This is a genomic window from Acinetobacter bereziniae LMG 1003 = CIP 70.12 (genome assembly GCF_000368925.1).
Classification (GTDB): domain Bacteria; phylum Pseudomonadota; class Gammaproteobacteria; order Pseudomonadales; family Moraxellaceae; genus Acinetobacter; species Acinetobacter bereziniae.
The window spans coordinates 1064136-1088040 of the sequence record NZ_KB849756.1; the positions used below are offsets into that span (position 1 = coordinate 1064136).

Here is a 23905-nt window from a genome sequence, read left to right on the forward strand (position 1 = left end):
GAATGGCTTGGACAAAACAACAAATGGCTCAACGTGCTGCCAAAGAGTTGCAAGACGGTTTCTATGTCAATCTCGGCATTGGCTTACCGACTTTGGTTGCCAATTACATCCCCGAAGGAATGGATGTATGGTTACAATCCGAAAATGGTTTATTGGGCATTGATGAATTTCCAACTGAAGACAACGTAGATGCGGACTTGATCAATGCTGGTAAACAAACTGTCACCGTTAAAAAAGGTGGTGCATTTTTTTCAAGTTCAGAATCATTTGCCATGATTCGCGGTGGTCGGGTTGACCTTGCTATTTTAGGTGCTATGGAAGTTTCTGAACATGGCGATCTCGCCAATTGGATGATTCCGGGTAAAAAAGTCAAAGGCATGGGCGGTGCAATGGATCTTGTTGCAGGTGTTCGAAAAGTCGTGATTTTAATGGAGCATACGACCAAAGAGGGTCAAGCTAAAATTTTACCTCAATGCACCCTACCATTGACTGGTCGCCGAGTGGTTCATCGTATTATCAGCGACTTAGGTGTACTCGATGTAACTCAAAATGGTTTAGAACTGGTTGAGTTAGCAGATAATGTCAGTTTTGATGACATTCAAGCGGCGACAGCAGTCAGGATTAAAAATATTCAAGCTGCATAAAGCACAATCTGACCGGGATGGAAGATCAATGGCTTCGATCCCGATTTTTATTGCCTAAATTTCAGCAAGGTCTGTTATTTTAACTTGAGCATGTTGATATACAATACGTGGTAAAGTCACACTAAAATGCTCAATGCATAGTATGCTTATGCTATTCATCTATTTATCTCATTTAAAAAGATGATTTCTATTTTGTAGCATGCTCAGGCATTATGTGCTGAATGTAAAATCAAATATCGACAGCAAATCAAAGCTGCAAGATTAAATGCGATCAAGGGTTGTTGAATGATTGAAGAAAAGTTATCTGGTGGCGTTCAATCACTTGAAGTGGGCTTAGCCGTTCTCAATGCCCTTTTGGAACATAACAAACCGATTATATTAAAAGAACTATCAAGCAAGCTGGATATGCATCCTGCCAAAGTACATCGTTATTTAGTCAGCCTCATACGCATGAACTATGCAAAGCAACTGGAAGATGGTCAATATGCACTGGGTGATCAGGCTTGGCGTTTAGGTTTAAACTGCATTCAACATACCGATGCCCTACAGTTGGTACAGCATCGAATTTATGAATTACAAAATAAAATTGGCTGTGGTATTCAAATCAGTAAATGGTCACCTAAAGGTCCTTTGGTTGTACAATCGATTGAATCTAATCACCCAATTTCAATAGTCACCAAAGTCGGTTCAATTATGCCATTGGTCAACTCAGCTGCTGGGCGAGTTTTTGCAGCATATTTACCTGAGCCAATCATTAAACCATTGATATTTGCGGAATGGGAAAAAGCCGCAATCAATCATTATCAGATTAAACCGAGTCATTGGGATGAATTTATTCAACTTAAAGAAACCACTTTAGAACAAGGTATGGCAATTGCTCAAGGTGATCTTCTTACAGGCATCAATGCTATTGGTTTACCTATTTTTAATGCACATCAAGCTATGGAATTCTGCATTGTGGCTCTGGATAGTGAAGTATTTCTACCTGTGCATAATGGCAGTGAAAAACTTGAACTATTTAAACATGAAGTGGCTGCAATTAATCAATACATTCAAACGCGTTAAGTTATAGCTTTATCTCCCAAATAAAAAAGCCAAGAAAATACTTTCTTGGCTTTTTCTGCTGATACCAATCACTTTATTTGGCTTCTAATACACCACGACGGATTTGATCACGTTCAATAGATTCAAACAATGCTTTAAAGTTTCCTTCACCGAAGCCATCATCATCTTTACGTTGAATAAACTCAAAGAAAACTGGTCCAAGCATGTTTTCAGAGAAAATCTGTAATAACAGCTTTTTCTCGCCTTCTTTGGTATTTCCATCTAACAAAATACCACGTTTTTGTAACTCTTCAGTTGGCTCACCGTGACCAGGTAAACGATCTTTTAACATTTCATAATAAGTTTCTGGTGGCGCGGTCATAAACTTCAAACCTAAACCTTTCAACTTATCCCAGGTTGAAATTAAATCGTCTGTGATAAAGGCAATATGCTGAATACCTTCACCATTGAAATCAGCCAGAAATTCTGCAATTTGACCATTCCCTTTGTCTGAGTCTTCATTCAATGGAATACGGATCATACCATCTGGCGCAGTCAATGCTTTAGAGGTCAAACCGGTATATTCACCTTTAATGTCAAAGTAACGAATTTCCTGAAAATTAAAGATTTTTTCATAGAAATTCGCCCAATATTCCATGCGACCTTTATACACATTATGGGTTAAATGATCAATTTCATTAAGCCCTGCGCCACGCGGATTTTTTTCTACATCATCAAAGAAAACAAAATCATTTTCGTAAATATCACGATCCACAAGGAAAATTGGCATTCCTCCAATTCCCTTAATCGCTGGAATATTCAATTCCATCGGTCCTGCTTGTGAATACATAGGTTCAGCGCCTAGTGCTATAGCATTTTTAAAAGCTTTAGCTGCATCACGGGTTCTAAATCCCATTGCACAAGCAGAAGGTCCATGCTCTTTGAAAAAGAATGAAGCATAAGACTCTGGTTGATAATTCAAAATAATATTGATATTACCTTGACGCCACAAATACGCTTTTTTAGATTTATGTTTTGCAACTTTGCTAAAACCAATGGTTTCAAAAATTTGATCTAATCCATTTTCCGTCGATACAAATTCAATAAAAGCAAAACCACATAATTCTAATGGGTTATCTAAAATATCCATCTAGTTTCCCTTATTTAGATAAATTCATCCGTTTTTTAATGCTGAGAACAGCTTATCGTTACTTTGATTCATTGATCAAAGCACCATGAAAGCTGGTCCTTTTCATTCCATCATTCAGCCTGTCTAATGCCAAAAATATCAGTTTGGTGACAGTGAACTTTTACTCTAAATTCATCCTATAAGAAATTTATAATTTATGCAATACATAATTAAATTATGTATTGTGTAATTTTATTGATTATTTACTCAAAATATCAGGTCACTATTTTTGCTGAAAAGGCACCACAATGTTATACGACTTTTCTACAACTTTTGATGATTCAGGTTTGAACGCTTCCCAATTAAAATCGTTAAAATTTAACCGCCATTGATAATATTCTTTGCCAATATCTTTAAATTGAATGGATAAATTAGAACCACTTTCATCATGACAGTGTGGAGAAGATTGATATTCCTCTTGAGAAAAACAGGCTCGAATCATCTCATATGAATGAAAAGCAACATCAGCCAACGCCAGCTTATAGGCATGATTCGGTTCTAACATGACAAAATCAGCGATCTCTTCTGCTCGTCCACCTCCAGAGTAAGTCGTACTCCAGCGCTTAACTACAGCAATAGCAAGCTTTTGACGATTTAAAGGATAAAATGCAGGATAAATACTCAATCCATCATTGTTTAATTCCTTATCAAAATCACTGTTACGACCATGATGCTGATACTGCTGAAAACTCCAAGAATTCAGTACAACATACTGATTGTTTTCTTTTATAAATTCGATTAATTGCGGTGTATCGTCAGTTAAATATAAATGAGTGTCAGCCCCTGATTGCTTTTTCCAAACTTCTACATCCTTTCCACAATTGACTTTTAATGCCTGACAAATTTGCTTGGCTTGTGAGCTTTCTGTTTTTAGCTTTATCCAAGGAATGGCTTTAATTTGATCGGCAACAGCAGCATGAGAGAGCAAGAACACCCATGTCAATATTATCCATTGAACAATGTTGTTAGATTGGCTTTTAAAGATAGGCATTATGATTTATCGTCCTTTAAAATGGGCTTGATCTTTCATTAAAAAAGCACGGACTCCTTCTAAAAAATCTTCCGACTGACCCGCCCTTCTTTGTAAATCCTGTTCAACTTTAATTTGAGTATAAAAATCATTGTGCATGGTGACCCGCATCGCTTGTTTGATCAATGCAAAACTCAAACTGGCTTGCGTAGCAAAATACTCAGCTAAACGTACAACTTCTAAAGCCAACTGATCATCTGCCACGACTTTATAAATCATTCCGATTCGTTCAGCTTCTTCTGCACTGATCTTTTCTGCTGTCAACATCAATGCTTTGGCTTTAGCAAAGCCAATCAAGCGTGGAAGTAACCATGTTGCACCGCAATCAGGAATAAGACCAATTTTACTAAAGATTTGCGAGAAACTTGCTGATTTTGCTGCAAGTGTAATATCACATAACAATGGCAAACTCGCCCCCGCCCCAACAGCGATACCATTCACCGCGCAGATGATGACTTTAGGCATATCATTGATAATGTCTAAGAGTGGATTAAAGTATTTTTCCAACACCTCATCTAAGTCAATGACTCCACTATTGAGAACTTCTGGACTTATTGCTTGCCCTGCACAAAATGCTTTGCCAACTGCTGCAATGACAATCACACGAACTTCAACATCCTCTTTCCATTGCCTGAGTATCTCTATAATTTCTAGACTCATCTCAGGCGTTAAGCTATTCGATTGTTCTGGACGGTTAAGCTTTAAATAACCTACCCCATTTTTCTTTTCTATAATAACTGTTTGATATTCCATGATCATTTCCTCAATGTTTTTGTATAAATGATGTGGAGCAGTCTTATTCCCTTTGAGTTTGTTTCAAGTTCATTCTAAAGCATGTTTTTGATTTACAATTTACCAATTGTCTCAATTGATTTTTTATCCGTACTTTATTCTCTATATGTTTTATAAATCAAAGTAATTTAATCTTTAAAAACAATAAAATACATATTAATTATAGCGTGAATTAAATTCATTTTTGGCGGATTCCTGTCTCAGCACAGTATCACCAGGAGCCCTCGCATAACTAATGGGAGTTTATGCTAATGCATTGATTTAAATTTATGATATTTATATTAATTATCCCTATGCTTTTACTGGGTTTTATTCATTTCATATTCGCGTTATGATCATGTTGTAGACTGGTGATGCGTATAAATATTCAATTCAGCTTTTTGTTAAAATAAGGAAAATAGTCATGGCTTATCAAAACATTCTCGTGCCTGTAGATGGCTCAGAAACATCTTTATCTGTTGTTAAACATGCTGTGGAATTTGCAAAAGCATTTAAGAGTAAAATTACAGTTGTACAAGTCATGACATTGGATCCATATGTTGCATCAGAATATTTGGCAAACGGTCAAAGTAATATGCTCATTGAACGTGCCCGTGAATTTATTCAAGCCAATATCAACGAAGCCAAAGCACAATTCGCTGCAGAAGGCGTCCAAGTAGAAACTCGCTTACTTGAAGGTGAAAATATTGCGCATACATTAAATCAAGCCGTACAAGATTTAAAAACTGATTTAGTCATCCTTAGCTCACATGGGCGTACAGGATTGAAAAAAATTATCATGGGAAGTGTTGCACAAAATTTGTTAACTGAATTACAAATTCCTGTTTTAGTCATTAAATAAATTGACTCAATGTCTAAAAACCTCACGCTAGAATTATCGTGAGGTTTTTTAATTTTAAGGTGCCCATTGGTATTTTTTTAAATTAATTTTGCCATCAACAACGACCACATCTTCCTCGCGTAATTTTGCCGTCTGTATACACATACCATGTTCATCCAATTTATTCAGACTGATACGACCTTGTGAGTTGACGACCCGATACCACGGAATATCATGATCTTCTGGAAGTTGTCCCAGTACACGCCCGACAAGCCGTGCATGTTTTGGTAAGCCAGCATACTTTGCGACTTGACCATAACTTGCCACTTTGCCTTTTGGAATCTGCACGATGACATTTAAAATCATCTGCGCCAGTTCATGATTCTGCATTGGACCTTTACATTTAAATAATTAAAAAATGTTGAAAATAACTCAACAAAATTGACTTAGAAAATAAGCTTCCGACATTTTAGGCAAATGTAATTTAATAGTACATATTCTAATCTTAAACCCTACCTCAAATACAACAACAAGAGTATGCAAAAATGAAAGGAATCTTCAATAAACTGCTTTTATCTACCGCATTGGTCATGGGCACTGTGACATCACTCGGTTTGTCCAATACCTATGCTGCTCCAAGTATTGATATTCAAAGTGTTCTTCAACAAGAACGCGCTTGGGCGGGAATGGAAACCAAACGTGTCAAAGTTGGTGATATTGACTGGGCATACAGTGAAGGTGGACCCGCAGGAAAACCGACGCTTATGCTTGTACATGGGCTTGCAGGTAGCCGAGACAACTGGAACCGTGTGGCACGTTATTTAACACCATATTATCATGTCATTATTCCTGATTTACCGGGTCAAGGTGATAGTAAAGTTCCAAATGATTTTGATTACTCACTCCCGAATTTGACTGAAAAGTTACGTCGTTTTGCAGAAGCCATCAAAGTTGAGAATGGTCTAAATGTTGCAGGACATTCAATGGGCGGTTCGATTTCGTTACTATATGCTGCTCAGTATCCTGTCGATACCAAGTCACTGTTCTTAATCGACAGTGCAGGCGTATTTAAATCTGCCAATACGCCATATCTTAAAGATCCAACCACTTTACGCAATATGATCGTCAGTAAACCTGGCGACTTTGATCGCTTAATGAAGATAGCGACTAGCCTTCCACCATTTATTCCAAAAGAATTAAAAGACTCTCAAGAAAAACTGATGATCAGTCAATCTGCAAATACCACAAAATTGGTTGAACAATTGATTGTAATGTCTAAATTGTTTACCCCTGACTCATTTGCGATTGCAGCACGCTCTATTGATCAGCCTGTATTAATTGCATGGGGTGATAAGGATCAAATTATCAATGTTGAAGCTGCTGCTGAATTGAAGGGTTTATTAAAAAATGCTCAAGAACCTGTAATCTTAAAAGGTGTAGGACATTTACCACTTCTTGAACAAGAGCAATTGTTGATTAAGCCGTATTTGGATTTCTTGGCAAAAAATGCGAAATAATGATTCGCTAATCTATGAGACCTTAAAAAATACCCTTCATGTTGAAGGGTATTTTTTAAGCTGGTATGACATTAAAGTTCAACATTTGAATGTGACTTTTTGAATCAGAAATTTGCCGGATTTTCCAAGCGCTTCACTTCCTGTGCTTTTTCTGGATGATGAACGGTTGCAACGCCATCATCAGATTTTTTATCAACCAATGCTTCCGGATTATAAATCGTAATAGTTTCGTGACCTTCAGCATCCTCACCCACAATATATTTAAATCCTTTGCGATTCATTTTATTGCACATGCGTTGATACCAACCTTTGAAACCTTGAGTTTCTTCGTTGGGATTGTAATAAAAAGCATTCATTACCGCAGGTAAGCCTAGACCACAGACTACACCTGAAAGTAATACACTGATAAAAGTATAACCAATCAAAATACTGCTGTAATCACGTAACTCTGGTACGTTTGCCACAGCAAGAATCAATGCAAGTGAAATACCTCCTCGAACCCCTCCCCATGACAAAATGGCAAGACTACCGTTATAGCTCTTTTTTCGAAATGATGGGAAGAATGCAAAAGCAAGGAAATTTGCCGCAAAACGTGATAAATGCAGGGCAAAGAATGCAAAAATACCACCCAGAATAAGACTGGTACTAAGATCCAAAATAAAGATTTCCAGACCAATCAGAGTGAATAAGAATGAATTAATAATCCCTTCTACCGTGTGCCAGAAATGATTGACCTCACGAATTTCACGGTCTTGTAGAATTTCTTTCCATTTATTTCCGACGATCAAACCACCGATGACACAAGCAATTGGTGCAGATGCGTGCGCAAACAATGCCACAAGATACGAACCACACGCCAACAATGCCGTGGTTAAGATGAGAGATTCCATCTCATGTTTACCACGTAATAAACGTAAAATCCCTAAACCGAATGCCCAACCAATGATCACAGCCACTACAATTTCATATAATAGGGTTTGTAGGGTTGCAATCAGACTGAAATGTTCACCTTCAAGGACATTTAATAAGGTCATAAAGACGGCAATACACATTGCGTCATTAAATAAGGATTCACCTTCTAATTTGACCATCAAATGATGTGGTGCACGTACTGAACTCAGTACGCCTTTAATCCCAATTGGATCCGTTGCTCCAAGTGCTGAACCAAGTAATAACAACACTAAAATAGGCACAGGATTTCCAATCAAGAACTGGAAGCCAAATACCAATCCTGCAAAAAATACTGCACACAACAATAGTGCAATTGTGGCTAAGATACTGATCGGCTTCCAATAGACTTTTAAATCAGAAACTTTAAATTTCAATGCGGATGATGTAAGAATGAAACAAATCACACCATTGACTAAAAAATCATAAAAATCGACATGGCGCACTGCCTCTTCAATATTATGAATATTAATCGAGATAAATTGATTACCATTCAGTAAACTGGCGCCCCATTGCAAGATAAAGACAAAAATTGCAGAAACGATAGGTACACCAATCGCTTGAGGAAAACCGAGTATGCGTTTATTAAATATGGTCGTCGCAATAGAAAGCGCAAAAACTACTGTAAAAACTTGGAGAAAGAAATAATTACCCATTCGAACCCTATTTTCGATTTTTAATTTAAATGCACATCAAACACTCAATCATTTCTTTATTAAATATAGAATAAAAGACCATTTAACAATCAATATAATTTTACAAAAAAAAGTACAGTCTGACTTTTTTCGTTATATTTTTTAACATAAAAAATTGGCTTGGAAAATCTATTTAGAAAAAAAGAGCATATCTTGTGCTCTTTTTTAAACCATTGAACTTAAACAACTTATTTAAACGTATCACAACTATTGATATCGCCTGATTTCATACCAGTATTGAACCACTGCATACGTTGTTGACTGGTACCATGGGTAAAGCTATCTGGAACAGCATAACCACGTGCCTTTTTCTGCAAATAGTCATCACCAATTTTCTCTGCGGCATCCATTGCCTCTTCGATATCGCCTTGTTCAAGAAATTGTGTACGCTGTTGTGTACGATTCGCCCAAACACCTGCTAAACAGTCTGCCTGTAATTCCAAACGCACTGAGAGTTGGTTACCCTGAGCTTGATTGGCACGTTGACGAGCCTGTTGAACTTGCGAGGAAATACCCAATAAATTTTGAATATGATGACCAACTTCATGTGCAATTACATAAGCTTGTGCGAAATCACCTGCTTCATCTTGTGCAGATAACTCAGATTGGTTTTTTTCACCTGAAATACCCATTTGTTGGCGCATATCTTTGAAGAATTGAGTATCAATATAAACTTTTTGGTCTGCTGGACAATAAAACGGTCCCATCGCAGACTCAGCTGTTCCACAACCTGATTGCACAGCGCCACTGAACATCACCAGTTTTGGTGGTGTATATTGGGCACCTTGTTGAATAAACACTTGTTTCCAAGTATCTTCCGTATCTGCTAAGACTGTTTTAACAAAAGAAGCTGTTTCTTGCTGTTCAGGCGTCGCATTGGCAGGTGCAGTGTTCTGGCTCACATTACCTGAGGTGACTTGCTTGGTTGCTTGATATGCCTGCTGCGGATCAACACCAAAAAATTTCCAAGCAATAAAAGCAACAACCAATCCTAAAATGCTAATACCACCCGCTTTTACACCACCACCACGGCGATCTTCGACATTATCGCTTTCTCTACGTCCTTTCCAACGCATAGATTTGTCCTTTTATTTTTAAATTGGAAACAGTTTTACAATGATTGTTTTATAAAGCAGTTTTAGATTGACCACGTAATTTTTGAATCAGTCCAACCACCAATACCACAGCCAAACCAGCAACAATACCAATGACCAGATTGATCAGTGTCGGTGTGAGTGCACCAATGATATTTCCCACTGTTGGAATGTGTTCAATATGATCGACAGCTTCTTCAGTCAAGTGGTGCAAAGTAGATACCGCATGACTGATAATCCCTCCTCCCACAAGGAACATCGCAACTGTTCCAACAATAGTTAATGTTTTCATGAGTTTCGGTGCAAATGCCAATAAGCCGCGACCAATACTTTGTTTTACATTCGATGCTTGTTGCGTCAAGTACAAACCTAAATCATCAATTTTGACAATCATCGCAACAAAGCCATAGACCCCTACAGTCATAATCACAGCAATCACGGACAGCACCATGACTTTTGTACCAAAAGCAGCGGTTGCAACCGTACCTAAAGAAATCACCACAATTTCAGCAGAAAGAATAAAGTCAGTGCGTATCGCACCTTTAATTTTCTCTTTTTCAAAAGTTGCTAAATCAGTTTCAATCTGCTCAAGCTCTTCTTGAGCACCCTCTTCAGTTGTGGCTTTTTTATGCTTCAAACTGTGCAGTACTTTTTCTACACCTTCATAACATAGAAACAAACCACCAATCATTAATAAGGGATTAATCAGCCAAGGGGCAACCACACTAATCAATAGAGCTAATGGTACTAAAATGAGTTTATTGATAAATGAACCTTTCGCAACACCCCAAACGACGGGAAGTTCACGTTCAGCTCGAACACCACTGACTTGTTGTGCATTGAGTGCTAAGTCATCACCTAAAACGCCTGCTGTTTTTTTTGCTGCCATTTTACTCATGACCGCAACATCATCAAGCACTGCTGCAATATCATCTAATAATATTAATAAACTACTTGCCATTTTTTATCCAAAATTTTAGTTATCACACTATTTTAAAGTGAAATTTCATTTTTCTATATAAAATTTTGTAGATTTTCACATTTATCCATAAAAATTGGTTCTGGGCTATTTTTCGCTGACATTAAAATAAATTATCTCGTACAATAGTGCCCATTCACAAAACACGACTGTCTCTATAAAGACTTTGGAAGCGATAATGACGAATCAAGATAATCGTCCTGTGATTTTGACAGGCGACCGTCCTACTGGACAACTACATTTGGGACATTTTGTAGGTTCTTTGCGCTCACGAGTAGGCTTACAGGATTCTCATCATCAGCATCTACTTCTCGCTGATGCTCAGGCTTTAACTGATAATGCTGATAACTTTGAAAAAGTTCGCCGCAATATTATTGAAGTCGCGACAGACTATTTAGCTGTTGGTATTGACCCAACCAAAACCACGATCTGTGTTCAATCATGCTTGCCAGCATTAAATGAACTGACCATGTTATATTTAAACTTCGTCACTGTGTCACGTTTAGAGCGTAATCCAACAATTAAAGCTGAAATTCAATTGCGTGGCTTCGAACGAGATATTCCAGCAGGTTTCTTGTGCTACCCCGTTGCTCAAGCTGCTGACATTACTGCATTTAAAGCAACAGTCGTTCCTGTAGGTGAAGACCAGATTCCAATGATCGAACAAACCAACGAAATTGTTCGTCGTTTAAATCGTCAAATTGGTCAAGAGGTTTTACCTGAGTGTAAAGCACTTTTATCCAATATGAGTCGTTTACCTGGCTTTGATGGCAAAGCTAAAATGTCAAAATCTTTGGGCAATACCATTGTCTTAGATGCGACAGATAAAGACATCAAAAAAGCGGTCAATGCAATGTATACCGATCCAAATCACTTGCGTATCGAAGATCCAGGTCAAGTAGAAGGTAATATTGTATTTACCTACTTAGATGCTTTCGATCCAAATAAAGAAGAAGTTGAAGAACTGAAAGCACATTATCGTCGCGGTGGTTTAGGCGATGGCACAGTGAAAAAGCGCCTTGAAGGTGTTTTAAAAGAGTTGATCACACCAATTCGTGAACGTCGTATGGAACTTGCAAAAGACCCTGATTACATCATGGACATCTTAAAAACAGGCACTGAAAAATGCCGTGTTATTACCCAAGATACCTTAGATGAAATCAAAAATGGTTTAGGTGTATTCCATTTCTAATCTGCTTAAATCTATTTAAAAATAAAAAAAGCCACTGAATTCAGTGGCTTTTTTAATCGCATCAATTAATTTTTATGGCGCATATGTGGGAATAAAATCACATCACGAATACTTGGTGCATTAGCAAACAACATCACCAAACGGTCAATACCGATGCCTTCACCTGCTGTTGGAGGTAAGCCGTATTCTAATGCTTCAATAAAGTCTGCATCGAAGTGCATTGCTTCATCATCACCCGCATCTTTTTCAGCAACTTGTGCTTGAAAACGCTCAGCCTGATCAATTGGATCGTTTAACTCTGAGAAACCATTTGCAAGCTCACGACCACCAATAAAGAACTCGAAACGATCCGTAATATGTGGGTTGTCATCATTACGACGTGCCAAAGGTGAAGTTTCAGCAGGATATTCAGTAATGAATGTCGGCTGACGTAATTGAGTTTCAACAGTTTCTTCAAATACGATTGTTTGTAGTCGACCCAAACCAAAACCAGGCTTCACTTGCTCTTTAAGCTCTTCGCGTACAAATGTCGCCAAGAACTCACGATCAGATACATTTTCTGCAGTCAAACTTGGGTTATGCTCTAAAATTGCATCGAACATTGAGATTTTCTTAAATGGACCTTTGAAGCTATATACTTCATCCCCATAAGGCACATCCGTTGACCCTAAAATATCAATCGCCAGTTTTTCCAACATACCTTCAGTCAAAGCCATAAGATCTTTGTAGTCAGCATAAGCTTGGTAGAACTCAATCATGGTGAATTCTGGGTTATGACGTGTTGATACCCCTTCATTACGGAAGTTACGGTTAATCTCAAATACACGTTCAAAACCACCAACAACTAAACGTTTTAAATATAGTTCAGGTGCGATACGCAAGAATAATGGCATGTCCAATGCATTATGATGTGTTTCAAATGGACGCGCTGACGCCCCCCCTGGAATCACATGCATCATCGGAGTTTCAACTTCCATAAAACGTTCATTGGTTAAGTAATTACGAATACCAGAGACTACTTTTGCACGAATTTCAAAAGTTTTACGTGTTTCTTCATTCACAATTAAATCTAAATAACGTTTACGATACTTCACTTCAGTATCAGTTAAACCATGAAACTTATCAGGAAGTGGACGCAAAGATTTGGTCAATAATTCAAAATGTTCGATATGCACATATAAATCGCCCTTACCAGAACGACCAATATAGCCTTGAACAGCGATAATATCGCCTAGATCTAAACTTTTTACAGTTTCCAATACTTCAGGAGCAAGTTCTTTACGAGGAACATAGAGCTGAATACGACCTGTCATGTCTTGGATCACAATAAATGATCCACGGTTTAACATCACACGACCTGCGACAGAAACGTGGACTTGTTCACCAGCTTCAATTTGTTCTTTCGTTTGATCTGCAAATTGATCTTGTAAATCCTGTGCGTAATGCTCACGCTTAAAAGTATTTGGCCACGGGCTAACACCAGTTTCCTTGGCATGATCTTGAATTTGCTTTAACTTGGCATGACGCTGTGCGATTAAATCGTTTTCGGAAATGGGTTGTTCAGAAGTCGATTGAGCGTTTTGTTGCGTCATCTCTGCCTCGATTATATTAAAAAACGGAAGTTGCATAGCATAGCAGATTTACAACATAATGCGTATGAATATAACTCAATGAACCCTGTAAAAATTAAAAATCATGAATAAATACTGGCAAGGATTCGCCCAAAGTATCATTCTTTTCAATGTTTTGTTGTTTTCAGGCGAAATTGCCGCAGAGCAAATCATTGTCATGAGTAATACTCGCAAAGATCTCCCAATAAAAATTGAAACGACAAATATTGCAAATCAAGATTATATTTGGCAATTGGAAATCAGCCCAAATCAGCAGACTCAAAAGATTCAAATTAAATTGATGAATCCACACCCCACACAAAAAACACTCAACAAAAGAGCTTTAGAAATCGCCAACACAATAACATTGGCACAACTTCCTCAGGTCAGTAATGATTTTAAAAATAAACCCCTCAATCTTGATGAAGAAAATATTGCAAGAACAACATATTATTATGGAAAATACAGCTTATTTATCAAATTTCCCAAGACAATTGGCTATGCAATCAAGCCTCATTTTTCCCAATTACAAAGTGTGTTAGAACCGTTTTGCCAACCTGTAGATGCAAACTCGAACCCTAAAATACAATTTGATTCACAGGGAAATATCGCATTGAATGTCAAATTTCTCGTTGGCACAGAAGGACAAATTCGAAAAATGGAATATGTCCCTAAAATAAATTACGACATTAAAATGATATTAGAGCCCTTACTTAAAAAAATTCGCTTTTACCCACACAATATTTCAGGTGTATTAACATCCTTTTCTATCGAACAACCGATCATTATTCAATGTCATGCACCCAAAAACGAACCAACATCAATTCATCTTAAACCTACTAAATGAATAAAAAGGTCTGATTTAACTAAGGTTGTTCTGCCAATGATTTGACAACAGCAAAGCCTTGTTGAAACCCACGATCCATCATTTCTTGATATTCTTCCGCAGTTTCAACCTCAGCGTGTAAAGTGGTTATACCGTCTTGTTCATCTAGATGGTATTGCTCAAATGTGCCATTCCATTCTTGGGTTTCGGCACTTGTGGTATCCGCTATACCATTTCTTAATATGCCTAAATGTTTGAAAACCACTTTTTTAAATTGCTCTAACTCGACAATGGTAGCAACCATTCCATCACCATTGGCATCTTGAAATAATGTCTCACCACCAATTTTCCAATCCGATTGCATTTGTGACGTTTCACAAAAGGATTGTGTCCATTGAGAATAAGTGTGCGTATCCCAAAGAATATTCCATACTTTCTGTGCAGTTGCATGGATTTTGATATCGTATTTTAATGTGATCATCCCAATCTCTTTTTTAATTGTGTTGCATATAGCTTAGTATAATCACTGATAGAAATGATTAATTTTTGTTAACAAGGCATTTAAATAGAAATAATTTTAATATTTATTTTTCAATATATTACAAAAGAATCTAATTTATTTGATGGAAAAAATAAAAGTTCTTAGACCAAAAGCTAAGTTATAAAAAATATCTTGCTCAGTACACTAGCTTCATACCAAAAATAGTTGAAATGGAAAGTTTTTAAATCCATGAATTATTGTTTCTGTCTATAGATATAAAGACAATATGCAAGTGATAACAATGAGCAATACTAAAATTTTATTTTTACATGGCTTGGATTCATCTAAAGAATCAACCAAGTTCCATGCCATCAATGCAATTAAAAAATATTGCATTAATGTGGATTATCGCAATTTAAACTATCAAACTGTTGAACGTTTTTATCACGATATCATTGAAAAAATTAAGCCAGATTTATTGGTAGGACATAGTTTAGGTGGCTATTGGTCATTAAAAATGTCTCAGAAACATCGTATCCCGACTGTGATTGCCAATCCAAGTTTAAAACCTGACTTTCGCGACGATTATCCTGAGATCAATGAAGCTGATCTTGAGCATGATATTCCTCAAATTGCATATATTGAATTGGGTGATGAAGTCTTGGATATGTACAAAGTTTTTGAACAATTAGACCCATATATGCAGATTGAAACTGTTGAAGGGGGACATCATCGATTGGCTCAACCCGAAAATCTAAATCGCTTAATTCGCTATATGGAACAGACTTTTATTTATTGATTTCTATGAACAGACTAAACTTGTCGATGCATATATAAAAAAGCCTTGTTAAAACAAGGCTTTTAAACAGATTAAGCGACTGCTTTTTCTACGGGTTTTGAGCGTTCATCTAAGACAGACCAAATCTTTAAACCCAAGTCTTGATGTAAGTCAGGCAAATCAAGAAAAATACTCGCACCCAATACTGTATGATGACATTTGTGCATCAATTGGTTGACTGCTTTGAGTGTTCCACCTGTTGCCAATACATCATCCACAATAATCACTTTTTGTGGTGTAATGTTAGCAGACATTTCCAAACGATCTAAACCATATTCCAGACTATAGCCCACGCCAACAACCGGTGGTGGCAATTTTCCTGCTTTACGAACCAGTAATAACCCCTTGCCTGTACGTTGTGCCAATAAGCTCGCTAAAACAAAACCACGTGCTTCTACCGCAACAAAACTCTCCACCTCTGCCAATTGTTCAACAGGAATACTTTCAATCAATGCATCAGCCAATTCACCCAGATTGTTCATAAACAATGGGGTTAAATCATAAAAACAAATACCTGGTTTTGGAAAATCTTGGACAGTACGAATACTTGACCACAAAGCAGTAGACATGTTCATCATTAGGGAGAAATTTAAAAGAAAATTAATACGTGAATTTTAACGCTTTTTAAGCAAAATTGACAGCGACACCAAACCCAAAAAAATCTTACACTTATTTAAGTTATTGATTTTATTAAAGCCATTTTTATACAAAATATTGGCTATAGTTTAACCTTATTTTATTTTAACAATACTTTTATAATTTATCATTCAGACCTTTGTCTATATTCTATGATTTAAACAATTTAGGACCTCAGATTGACATTTACTAAAAATCAGTTTCTTTAAAAACTTTAACCAATCAGTTGGCATAATAAACATTGCTTTTGTCCTGACCTGCCATTCAGCTTTTACAAGAGTGAGATAAACTCCGATATTTACTTTACTTTAGACACAGAACTGCGTAAAAATTTAGAGGAATATGTACACACTTTATTTGCATATTATTTGAGTCAAGCAGCGGATGGAATTTTACTGGCAGAAAAGCAATCTACCTGTCAGTTATCGGAGAATCAGATGAAGAAATATCAATGCATCGTTTGTGGTTGGATTTATGACGAAGCAGAGGGTTGGCCACAAGACGGCATCGCAGCAGGTACCAAATGGGAAGATATCCCAGACGACTGGACTTGCCCAGACTGCGGTGTTTCTAAAGCAGACTTTGAAATGGTAGAAATCTAAAATATCGCGTAAAGACCATGTTTACATGGTCTTTTTTACGTATATTTGTCATAAAAATTATTCAATCCCCCACTCTTTTAGGCATGTATGGAGAAAGATATGCAACCAATCATCATCATCGGTTCTGGTATGGCAGGTTATACACTGGCAAGAGAATTCCGTAAGTTAAACACTGAACAAGCGTTAGTGATGATTTGCGCAGATGATGCGGTCAATTATGCGAAACCTACATTGTCGAATGCCTTAGTTGGCAAAAAAGCACCTGAGCAAATAGGTTTAGGCGATGCTGAAAAAATGAGTACGCAATTAAATATGCGCATCGAAAAAGAAACTTGGGTAAAAAACATTGATGCAGAAAAGCATGAGTTAACCCTTGAAAAAGATGGTCAGACTTCAACTCAAGCCTACTCGAAACTCATCCTTGCTGTTGGTGCAAACCCAATTCGCTTAGCCATTGCTGGTGATGGCAGTGACGACATCCATGTGGTGAACTCGCTGATTGACTATCGTGCATTTCGAGAAACATTGGAACATTGCACAACAGGTGAATGTGGAAATAAACGTGTCGTGATCTTGGGTGCGGGTCTGATCGGTTGCGAATTTGCCAATGATTTACAAAATACAGGTCATCAAGTCACAGTGATTGATTTGGCACCACAACCCTTAGGTCGTCTGCTTCCGCAGCATGTCGCACAAGCATTTAAAGAAAATCTTGAAGAATCGGGCATCAACTTTGTTTTAGGTACAACTGTAGAAAAAGTATCTAAAACCGAACGCGGTTATATCGTTTCATTGGCAAGTGGTCAGTCATTGGTCGCAGATGTGGTCCTTTCCGCGATTGGTCTACAACCGAATATCGCGTTAGCAAAGACAGCAGAAATCAACACCAGCCGCGGCGTGATTACCAATACTTTACTTGAAACCAATCAAGCGGATATTTTTGCAATTGGTGACTGTGCGGAAGTAAATGGAACACTGTTGCCATATGTAATGCCAATCATGCAACAAGCTCGCGCTTTAGCCAAAACATTAAGTGGTCAAACGACCACAGTACATTATCCAGCAATGCCTGTCGCGGTAAAAACGCCAGCTGCACCATTAACGGTCTTACCTGCGCCAATTGGTGTTGAAGTCACGTGGGAAAATGAAGAGTTTGACGATGGAATGTTATCTAAAGCCACTGATGCTGATGGAACATTACGTGGTTTCGTCTTACTAGGAGCAACGGCAGGTAAACAACGCCTTAGTTTAACAAAACTGGTTCCAGACTTGATTCCTGCATCAGTTTAAGGGTTTAATAGCAAGGATATTTTTTAATCAAAATATCCTTGCTTAGGAAAATAACAATGAATAGCGCACTTCAATTCCAAATTTCACCGTATGCTTCATTCATGAATGAAACCAAAGTCGATTTAGGTAATGGTATTCAACTTCATGTCGAAACAGGAGGAAACCCCGAACACCCTTCGATTCTTTTGATTATGGGTTTGGGAGCGCAAATGTTATTTTGGCCCGACTTTTTTTGTAAATCACTGATTGATCAAGGCTTTCATGTCATTCGTTTTGACAATCGTGATATTGGCTTATCGTCAAAAATTCGCCACAAAGGTCCACGTTTAAACTCGTATAAACTCATGGGGCGTTTTGCATTAGGCTTACCGAATGATGGTGCGCCCTACAATTTATTTGATATGGCTGATGATGTTGCCTTATTGATTGATCGTTTAGGGCTTGATAAGCCCCATATTCTTGGCGCTTCAATGGGTGGAATGATTTCTCAAATTTTAGCGGCAAAATATCCAGAAAAAATTGAGAAAGTTGGACTTTTGTTTACTAGCAACAATCAACCGCTCCTACCTCCGCCTTTTCCAAAGCAACTCTTTAGTCTAATAGGCAAGCCTGAATCTCGTGATGAAGAAGGTATAGTGAATCACTCATTGAAGGTATTTCAAATGATTGGTTCACCAGGTTATATTAATCAAGTTGAAGCAATTCAGACTGCACGTAAATTATATCGTCGTAGTTATCATCCAGCGGGTGTACTTCAACAGTTTTTAGCAATATTATGTACTGGTTCCTTACTTAAATTGGATAAACAGATCAATAAGCCAACGCTGGTGTTACATGGTTCTAAAGATCGTTTACTACCTCCAAGTCATGGTAAGGCAGTTGCGAAAGCAATTTCGGGCGCTAAATTTGAATTAATTGAAGGAATGGGGCATGATATCCCACCGCATTTTGTTCCTCAACTTAGCGGCTTATTTGCACATCATTTTAAATCATAAGCATTAGGACACTATGGCTGCATTACCATCCCTAAGACAGTTGTCATATTTAGTGACATTGTCTGAGACGTTGCACTTTACTGAAGCAGCGCGCCGTTCGTTTGTAACTCAATCCACATTATCGGGTGGAATTATGGAGTTAGAGCGTTTATTGGGTGGCGTACTCGTAGAACGTGATCGCCAAAACGTACGTTTAACTCCCTTAGGTGAACAAGTTGTTGCCCGAGCCCGTGTTCTACTCGCCGATGCACAAGACTTAATGCGTTTAAGTCGTGAAATGAGTGAGCCTTTGACTGGTGATTTACATTTAGGGATCATTCCCACCATTGCACCATTTATTTTGTCTCAACTTTTGGAAGAAGTGCATAAACAACTTCCTAAGATTCAACTACATTTACACGAAGCACAAAGTGAAAAAATTGTTGAAAAACTTGAGCATGGTAATTTAGATGTGATCATGCTGGCATTGCCGTTTGACACACGCGGTCTAAAAGTTGCTGAAATTGCAAAAGAAGATTTATTCTTGGTTTGCAATAAAGCAGATCAAAATGCCATGAATGCAAGAAGTTTAGACGACCTAGATTTGTCACATCTGATGTTGCTTGAAGAAGGACATTGCCTGCGTGATCATACGTTAAGTGTTTGCCCAATTGGTGAACGTAAAAATGATCATCGTTTAAAGGCAAGTTCTTTACCAACACTGGTTGAAATGGTGAGTTCAAACTTGGGCTATACTTTACTCCCTGAGATTGCGATTCATGCTCATATGTTGAAAAACAATGATCAAATTGTGGTAAAACCAATTGAAAATGCACCTTCTCGTACTTTAGCTTTGGTCACACGTAAAAGCACACCTCTGCAAAGCGAATTTGATGTCTTATTGCAAATTCTTCAAAAGATCACCACCAATTTACGTTAATCTAAGAAATTCTAAAAGGAGTCAAATATGACTCCTTTTTTAATCCTTAATTTTAATCAAATGATTCTTTGAATCATCAAATTGTATTTTTACCTGATTAAACTAAATTTTAAAGACGATGTTTTTTAGTAAACAAAGATGCTAATATTTGTTCAGTACAAAGTTAGCACTCTAATTTTGTATGTATTGTTACGATAAAAAAAATCGCGAAAAATCGACTTACTTTATTTTATTTTCAATCATTGAAAATGCTGTAAGCGACACATAGCCAATCTCTCTATTGGTCAGCGTTCCCAAGGGCTTGGATATTTCAAGCATCGTTAACAGGTTTCCACAGTTTTTCTGTGCCTGAATTTTCGATAGGACGCACCATGAATCGACCTTTATTTATTATTTTTTCAACAATTGTTTTAGATTCGATTGGAATCGGAATTGTATTCCCATTACTCCCCTCATTACTTAAAACGCTAAGCCAACAACAAAACGTAGCACTCTTGATGGGTTTTTTCATCAGTTGTTATGCAATGATGCAATTCATTTTCTCTCCGATTTTAGGCAGTTTAAGCGATAAAATAGGGAGAAGACCTGTACTGTTAATTTCTTTAGCTGGCTCAACGATCAGCTACCTATTATTGGCTTTCTCTTCGCATTTAAGTTGGTTGTTCATCGGAAGAATCATTGCTGGAATGACCAGTGCCAATATGGCTGTCGCTTCAGCCTATATCGTTGATATTTCATCAACAGAAAATCGCGCCAAGTACTTTGGTAGATTCAATGCCATGTTTGGTTTGGGCTTCATTATAGGTCCTATACTCGGTGGACTATTAGGACAATACGGACTCCAACTCCCCTTTCTGATCGCTGCATTGTTGACGGGCTTGAATTTTTTAATTGCTCTCTTTGCTTTGGCTGAATCTCACCCCCAGCATGTCGCTATTCAAAACCATGCCAGTTTAAATCCATTTAAAATATTTAAATGTGTATTTACTCAACGAAACCTACTCCCCCTGTTGTTAATATTTTTTATTTTTAGTGCCTGTGGTGAGGCTTATGGGGTTTGCTGGGCACTGTGGGGACATGACACCTTCCATTGGAACAGTTTTTGGGTCGGACTCTCTTTAGGTACTTTTGGATTATGCCAAGTTCTGGTTCAATCCTTGCTCCCTCAACATGCTGTCAAATTTTGGGGTGAACGAAATACGATACTCATTGGCCTAGGTTGTATCTTTGTCGCATTAAATATCATGGCATTTGCTCAACAAGGCTGGATCATTTTTGTCATCATGCCAATTTTTGCCTTAGGCAGTATTGGAACACCATCCTTACAAGCGTTAGCATCTGCAAAAGTTTCCGCAGATCTACAAGGACAATTTCAAGGCTTGATTGCATCTACCGTGAGTCTGGCTTCTGTCATTGCTCCCTTATTCTTTTCAAGTATTTATTTCCACTTTCATACTCAATGGTCGGGTGCAATCTGGTTAATCGTTGCAATTATTTATTTGCTTGTATTTCCTTTGATACTCTTTCAACTCAGAGCTAAACCGCTTTAACTTTCAGCTAACTATCTTGTTTTATAAACGGGTTTATCTCTAGCCATATTCTGAAGAAACAAAAAACCCGATTGAAATCAATCGGGTTTAAATCGTGAAATATTAAGTTTAGCCGTTAAAATGCTCTAATAAGGTTTTTTGTGCATTATGTATGGTTTCATCTTCTTTAGGTTGAGCACGAACCCATGTACCATCACCTTGTAACAACCAAGCTTGAGTATTATCTTTAAGATAATTCACCAAACCTTGCTGATAAATACGCTTTTTCAGTGCAGGATCTTCGATTGGGAAACATACTTCGACACGATTAAATAAGTTTCGATCCATCCAGTCCGCACTTGAGCAATAAATACGGGCATTTCCGTTATTACCAAAATAATAAACACGGGTATGTTCCAAGAAGCGTCCAACAATTGAACGCACACGAATATTTTCAGAGAGGTTTGCTAAACCTGGACGTAAACAGCAGATTGAACGAATAATCAAATCTACTTGTACACCTGCTTGCGAAGCCTCATACAACTTATTGATTAACTGAACCTCTGTTAAAGCATTCACCTTAACAATAATTTGAGCAGGTTTACCCGCTTTGGCATTGGCAATTTCATCATCAATATAAGCGATTAACTGTGCATGTAAGGTAAATGGCGCATGTAGAAGTTTTTTCAACTTCGCCATTTTCCCCATGCCCGTCAACTCTTGAAAAATACGATGCACATCTTCACAGAGTTCTTTGTCTGTGGTTAATAAACCATAATCGGTATATATGCGTGCATTGGTTGCATGATAGTTGCCTGTTCCTAAATGAACATAGCGAACAAGTTTATTATTCTCACGGCGAACCACCAAAATCATTTTAGCATGTGTCTTATAACCCACAATACCATATACCACCACGGCTCCTGCTTCTTGTAATACATTGGCAACAGCAATATTTGATTCTTCATCAAAACGAGCACGCAGTTCGATCACCGCAGTCACTTCTTTACCATTTCGTGCTGCTTCAGCTAAGACCTGTACGATTTCAGAGTCAGCACCACTACGATACAATGTTTGTTTAATCGCAAGAACTTGAGGATCTCGTGCTGCTTCACGCAACAAATTGATTACAGGTGCAAAAGATTCGAAGGGATGGTGCAAAAGAATATCTTGCTTCTGCATCGCTGAAAAAATATTTTCAGACTTTTTCAATACTTTTGGAATTGCAGGCACATGTGAATCATAGCGCATATGTGGACGTTTAAAATTTGATACTAAACGTGCAAGGTTTACTGGTCCATCGACTTTATAAAGTTGTTCTTCTTCTAAATCAAATTCATCCAACAAGTATTCATATATGTGTTTTGGACAGTTTTCAGTGACTTCTAAACGCACCGCACGACCAAAACGACGTGAACTCAATTCACCTTTAAGTGCTTTCGCCAAGTCTTCAACATCTTCGTTCAGCGCTAAATCTGCATTACGTGTCACACGGAACTGATAGCAACCTGTTGCAGTCATCCCTGGGAATAAATCAGAGACATGTTCATGAATAATCGCAGACAACATCACAAAGTGTTCTTTGCCACCTGTTAACTCATCAGGTAAACGTACCACACGTGGTAAAGAACGAGGTGCTGGAACAACAGCTAAATCAATTTGTCGACCAAAAGCATCTTTACCTTCTAAAGTGACAATAAAGTTTAAGCTTTTATTTACTAAGCGTGGGAATGGGTGTGCAGGATCAAGACTAATTGGCGTCAATACAGGCGCAACTTGTTCTTGAAAATATTTTTTAATCCACACCGATTGAGCAGGTGTCAGTTCTCCACGACGTAAGAAACAAATATCTTCTTCACGGAGTTTCGGGAAGATCTCTTCATTTAAGATACGGTATTGGCGTTCAATGGCTTCATGGGCTGTTTTAGAGATTTGATCTAGAACTTGCTTAGGTGTAAGCCCGTCAGGTGAACGACTTTCATTCCCCAGCGTTAATTGCTCCATCATTCCAGCGACACGAATCTCAAAAAACTCGTCCATGTTGCGAGAAAAAATCAGCAAAAAATTCATACGTTCTAGTAGCGGATGCAGAGGATCAACAGCTTGCTCTAAAACACGCAAATGGAAATCTAGGATAGAAAGTTCACGATTGATATATCGTTCATTATAAGAATATTCTGTCGGTGTTGTTGGAGTCACTGCGGTATTCATGCAATAAACCTGCATCAAGAAAAT

General features: G+C 37.7%; 23 protein-coding genes. 12 read left to right on the forward strand and 11 right to left on the reverse strand.

The features are described from left to right. Positions 1 to 2 precede the first annotated feature (2 nt). Positions 3 to 644: a CoA transferase subunit B gene (locus F938_RS14880; RefSeq protein WP_005032991.1), complete on the forward strand. Its 642-nt coding sequence runs from the start codon at positions 3 to 5 to the stop codon at positions 642 to 644. Positions 645 to 929: 285 nt separating this feature from the next. Beyond that, positions 930 to 1709, forward strand: coding sequence for an IclR family transcriptional regulator (locus F938_RS14885; protein ID WP_005032993.1), 780 nt, complete (start codon positions 930 to 932; stop codon positions 1707 to 1709). Between the two features lie 73 nt (positions 1710 to 1782). On the opposite strand, the gene hppD is transcribed toward F938_RS14885, so the two are convergent. The 3 genes from hppD to F938_RS14900 form a co-directional block, all read right to left on the reverse strand. Continuing rightward, positions 1783 to 2838 carry a 4-hydroxyphenylpyruvate dioxygenase gene (gene hppD, locus F938_RS14890; RefSeq protein WP_005032996.1) on the reverse strand — a complete coding sequence of 352 codons (1056 nt, stop codon included), beginning with the start codon at positions 2836 to 2838 and terminating at the stop codon, positions 1783 to 1785. Between the two features lie 262 nt (positions 2839 to 3100). Beyond that, positions 3101 to 3868 (reverse strand): hypothetical protein, encoded by a 768-nt coding sequence (locus F938_RS14895; protein ID WP_005033000.1) that lies wholly within the window; start codon positions 3866 to 3868, stop codon positions 3101 to 3103. Positions 3869 to 3874: 6 nt separating this feature from the next. Continuing rightward, a complete protein-coding gene (locus tag F938_RS14900) occupies positions 3875 to 4660 on the reverse strand; it encodes an enoyl-CoA hydratase-related protein (protein WP_005033003.1) in 786 nt (261 codons plus the stop codon). A gap of 442 nt (positions 4661 to 5102) precedes the next feature. On the opposite strand from F938_RS14900, the gene F938_RS14905 reads away from it, so the two are divergent. Beyond that, on the forward strand, positions 5103 to 5540 hold the full coding sequence (locus F938_RS14905) for a universal stress protein (protein WP_005033005.1): 438 nt from the start codon (positions 5103 to 5105) through the stop codon (positions 5538 to 5540). Between the two features lie 54 nt (positions 5541 to 5594). On the opposite strand, the gene F938_RS14910 is transcribed toward F938_RS14905, so the two are convergent. Then, on the reverse strand, positions 5595 to 5909 hold the full coding sequence (locus tag F938_RS14910) for an MGMT family protein (RefSeq protein ID WP_004829480.1): 315 nt from the start codon (positions 5907 to 5909) through the stop codon (positions 5595 to 5597). Between the two features lie 155 nt (positions 5910 to 6064). Here F938_RS14910 and F938_RS14915 point away from each other — a divergent pair, with 155 nt between their 5' ends. Next, positions 6065 to 7036: an alpha/beta fold hydrolase gene (locus tag F938_RS14915; protein ID WP_005033008.1), complete on the forward strand. Its 972-nt coding sequence runs from the start codon at positions 6065 to 6067 to the stop codon at positions 7034 to 7036. 104 nt (positions 7037 to 7140) lie between these two features. On the opposite strand, the gene F938_RS14920 is transcribed toward F938_RS14915, so the two are convergent. From F938_RS14920 to F938_RS14930, 3 genes are all read right to left on the reverse strand, one after another. After that, positions 7141 to 8640, reverse strand: a complete 1500-nt coding sequence (locus tag F938_RS14920) for a cation:proton antiporter (RefSeq protein WP_005033010.1) — start codon at positions 8638 to 8640, stop codon at positions 7141 to 7143. A 227-nt stretch (positions 8641 to 8867) separates the two neighbouring features. After that, a complete protein-coding gene (gene ypfJ / locus F938_RS14925) occupies positions 8868 to 9755 on the reverse strand; it encodes a KPN_02809 family neutral zinc metallopeptidase (RefSeq protein ID WP_005033012.1) in 888 nt (295 codons plus the stop codon). A gap of 49 nt (positions 9756 to 9804) precedes the next feature. After that, positions 9805 to 10734, reverse strand: coding sequence for a DUF808 domain-containing protein (locus F938_RS14930; RefSeq protein ID WP_005033014.1), 930 nt, complete (start codon positions 10732 to 10734; stop codon positions 9805 to 9807). A 196-nt stretch (positions 10735 to 10930) separates the two neighbouring features. On the opposite strand from F938_RS14930, the gene trpS reads away from it, so the two are divergent. Beyond that, positions 10931 to 11944 (forward strand): tryptophan--tRNA ligase, encoded by a 1014-nt coding sequence (trpS, locus tag F938_RS14935; protein ID WP_005033016.1) that lies wholly within the window; start codon positions 10931 to 10933, stop codon positions 11942 to 11944. Positions 11945 to 12009: 65 nt separating this feature from the next. On the opposite strand, the gene lysS is transcribed toward trpS, so the two are convergent. Beyond that, positions 12010 to 13536 carry a lysine--tRNA ligase gene (lysS, locus tag F938_RS14940; protein WP_005033018.1) on the reverse strand — a complete coding sequence of 509 codons (1527 nt, stop codon included), beginning with the start codon at positions 13534 to 13536 and terminating at the stop codon, positions 12010 to 12012. A 103-nt stretch (positions 13537 to 13639) separates the two neighbouring features. On the opposite strand from lysS, the gene F938_RS14945 reads away from it, so the two are divergent. Beyond that, on the forward strand, positions 13640 to 14401 hold the full coding sequence (locus F938_RS14945) for a hypothetical protein (protein ID WP_005033021.1): 762 nt from the start codon (positions 13640 to 13642) through the stop codon (positions 14399 to 14401). 19 nt (positions 14402 to 14420) lie between these two features. On the opposite strand, the gene F938_RS14950 is transcribed toward F938_RS14945, so the two are convergent. After that, the gene (locus tag F938_RS14950) at positions 14421 to 14861 is read right to left on the reverse strand and encodes an SRPBCC family protein (RefSeq protein WP_005033023.1); all 441 of its coding nucleotides are present in this window, start codon (positions 14859 to 14861) and stop codon (positions 14421 to 14423) included. Between the two features lie 301 nt (positions 14862 to 15162). Between F938_RS14950 and F938_RS14955 the strand changes: the two genes are divergently transcribed. Further along, on the forward strand, positions 15163 to 15660 hold the full coding sequence (locus F938_RS14955) for a YqiA/YcfP family alpha/beta fold hydrolase (protein WP_004829489.1): 498 nt from the start codon (positions 15163 to 15165) through the stop codon (positions 15658 to 15660). Positions 15661 to 15731: 71 nt separating this feature from the next. Here the strand turns inward: F938_RS14955 and F938_RS14960 are convergent, their stop codons facing one another. Continuing rightward, complete coding sequence (locus tag F938_RS14960; protein ID WP_026040276.1) at positions 15732 to 16277, reverse strand: adenine phosphoribosyltransferase; 546 nt, start codon at positions 16275 to 16277, stop codon at positions 15732 to 15734. A 495-nt stretch (positions 16278 to 16772) separates the two neighbouring features. Here F938_RS14960 and rubA point away from each other — a divergent pair, with 495 nt between their 5' ends. From rubA to F938_RS14985, 5 genes are all read left to right on the forward strand, one after another. Then, the gene (gene rubA / locus F938_RS14965) at positions 16773 to 16937 is read left to right on the forward strand and encodes a rubredoxin RubA (RefSeq protein ID WP_004678010.1); all 165 of its coding nucleotides are present in this window, start codon (positions 16773 to 16775) and stop codon (positions 16935 to 16937) included. Between the two features lie 99 nt (positions 16938 to 17036). After that, positions 17037 to 18227 (forward strand): NAD(P)/FAD-dependent oxidoreductase, encoded by a 1191-nt coding sequence (locus F938_RS14970; RefSeq protein ID WP_005033028.1) that lies wholly within the window; start codon positions 17037 to 17039, stop codon positions 18225 to 18227. A 56-nt stretch (positions 18228 to 18283) separates the two neighbouring features. Beyond that, the gene (gene estB / locus F938_RS14975) at positions 18284 to 19222 is read left to right on the forward strand and encodes an esterase EstB (protein ID WP_004829492.1); all 939 of its coding nucleotides are present in this window, start codon (positions 18284 to 18286) and stop codon (positions 19220 to 19222) included. A 13-nt stretch (positions 19223 to 19235) separates the two neighbouring features. Next, positions 19236 to 20141 (forward strand): LysR family transcriptional regulator OxyR, encoded by a 906-nt coding sequence (gene oxyR, locus F938_RS14980; RefSeq protein WP_004829493.1) that lies wholly within the window; start codon positions 19236 to 19238, stop codon positions 20139 to 20141. Between the two features lie 371 nt (positions 20142 to 20512). Continuing rightward, on the forward strand, positions 20513 to 21691 hold the full coding sequence (locus F938_RS14985) for a TCR/Tet family MFS transporter (protein ID WP_005033030.1): 1179 nt from the start codon (positions 20513 to 20515) through the stop codon (positions 21689 to 21691). 108 nt (positions 21692 to 21799) lie between these two features. Here the strand turns inward: F938_RS14985 and ppk1 are convergent, their stop codons facing one another. Then, on the reverse strand, positions 21800 to 23881 hold the full coding sequence (gene ppk1, locus F938_RS14990; protein ID WP_004829495.1) for a polyphosphate kinase 1: 2082 nt from the start codon (positions 23879 to 23881) through the stop codon (positions 21800 to 21802). Positions 23882 to 23905: the final 24 nt, after the last annotated feature.

Coding starts and splice junctions, on each gene's coding strand:
- F938_RS14985 (WP_005033030.1), top strand. CDS start 20,513: ATGAATCGACCTTTATTTATTATTTTTTCAACAATTGTTTTAGATTCG.
- estB (WP_004829492.1), top strand. CDS start 18,284: ATGAATAGCGCACTTCAATTCCAAATTTCACCGTATGCTTCATTCATG.
- trpS (WP_005033016.1), top strand. CDS start 10,931: ATGACGAATCAAGATAATCGTCCTGTGATTTTGACAGGCGACCGTCCT.
- F938_RS14905 (WP_005033005.1), top strand. CDS start 5,103: ATGGCTTATCAAAACATTCTCGTGCCTGTAGATGGCTCAGAAACATCT.
- F938_RS14895 (WP_005033000.1), bottom strand. CDS start 3,868: ATGCCTATCTTTAAAAGCCAATCTAACAACATTGTTCAATGGATAATA.
- F938_RS14880 (WP_005032991.1), top strand. CDS start 3: ATGGCTTGGACAAAACAACAAATGGCTCAACGTGCTGCCAAAGAGTTG.
- F938_RS14930 (WP_005033014.1), bottom strand. CDS start 10,734: ATGGCAAGTAGTTTATTAATATTATTAGATGATATTGCAGCAGTGCTT.
- F938_RS14915 (WP_005033008.1), top strand. CDS start 6,065: ATGAAAGGAATCTTCAATAAACTGCTTTTATCTACCGCATTGGTCATG.
- F938_RS14950 (WP_005033023.1), bottom strand. CDS start 14,861: ATGATCACATTAAAATACGATATCAAAATCCATGCAACTGCACAGAAA.
- F938_RS14920 (WP_005033010.1), bottom strand. CDS start 8,640: ATGGGTAATTATTTCTTTCTCCAAGTTTTTACAGTAGTTTTTGCGCTT.
- F938_RS14885 (WP_005032993.1), top strand. CDS start 930: ATGATTGAAGAAAAGTTATCTGGTGGCGTTCAATCACTTGAAGTGGGC.
- ppk1 (WP_004829495.1), bottom strand. CDS start 23,881: ATGAATACCGCAGTGACTCCAACAACACCGACAGAATATTCTTATAAT.
- F938_RS14955 (WP_004829489.1), top strand. CDS start 15,163: ATGAGCAATACTAAAATTTTATTTTTACATGGCTTGGATTCATCTAAA.
- hppD (WP_005032996.1), bottom strand. CDS start 2,838: ATGGATATTTTAGATAACCCATTAGAATTATGTGGTTTTGCTTTTATT.
- ypfJ (WP_005033012.1), bottom strand. CDS start 9,755: ATGCGTTGGAAAGGACGTAGAGAAAGCGATAATGTCGAAGATCGCCGT.
- lysS (WP_005033018.1), bottom strand. CDS start 13,536: ATGACGCAACAAAACGCTCAATCGACTTCTGAACAACCCATTTCCGAA.
- F938_RS14960 (WP_026040276.1), bottom strand. CDS start 16,277: ATGATGAACATGTCTACTGCTTTGTGGTCAAGTATTCGTACTGTCCAA.
- F938_RS14970 (WP_005033028.1), top strand. CDS start 17,037: ATGCAACCAATCATCATCATCGGTTCTGGTATGGCAGGTTATACACTG.
- F938_RS14945 (WP_005033021.1), top strand. CDS start 13,640: ATGAATAAATACTGGCAAGGATTCGCCCAAAGTATCATTCTTTTCAAT.
- rubA (WP_004678010.1), top strand. CDS start 16,773: ATGAAGAAATATCAATGCATCGTTTGTGGTTGGATTTATGACGAAGCA.
- F938_RS14900 (WP_005033003.1), bottom strand. CDS start 4,660: ATGGAATATCAAACAGTTATTATAGAAAAGAAAAATGGGGTAGGTTAT.
- oxyR (WP_004829493.1), top strand. CDS start 19,236: ATGGCTGCATTACCATCCCTAAGACAGTTGTCATATTTAGTGACATTG.
- F938_RS14910 (WP_004829480.1), bottom strand. CDS start 5,909: ATGCAGAATCATGAACTGGCGCAGATGATTTTAAATGTCATCGTGCAG.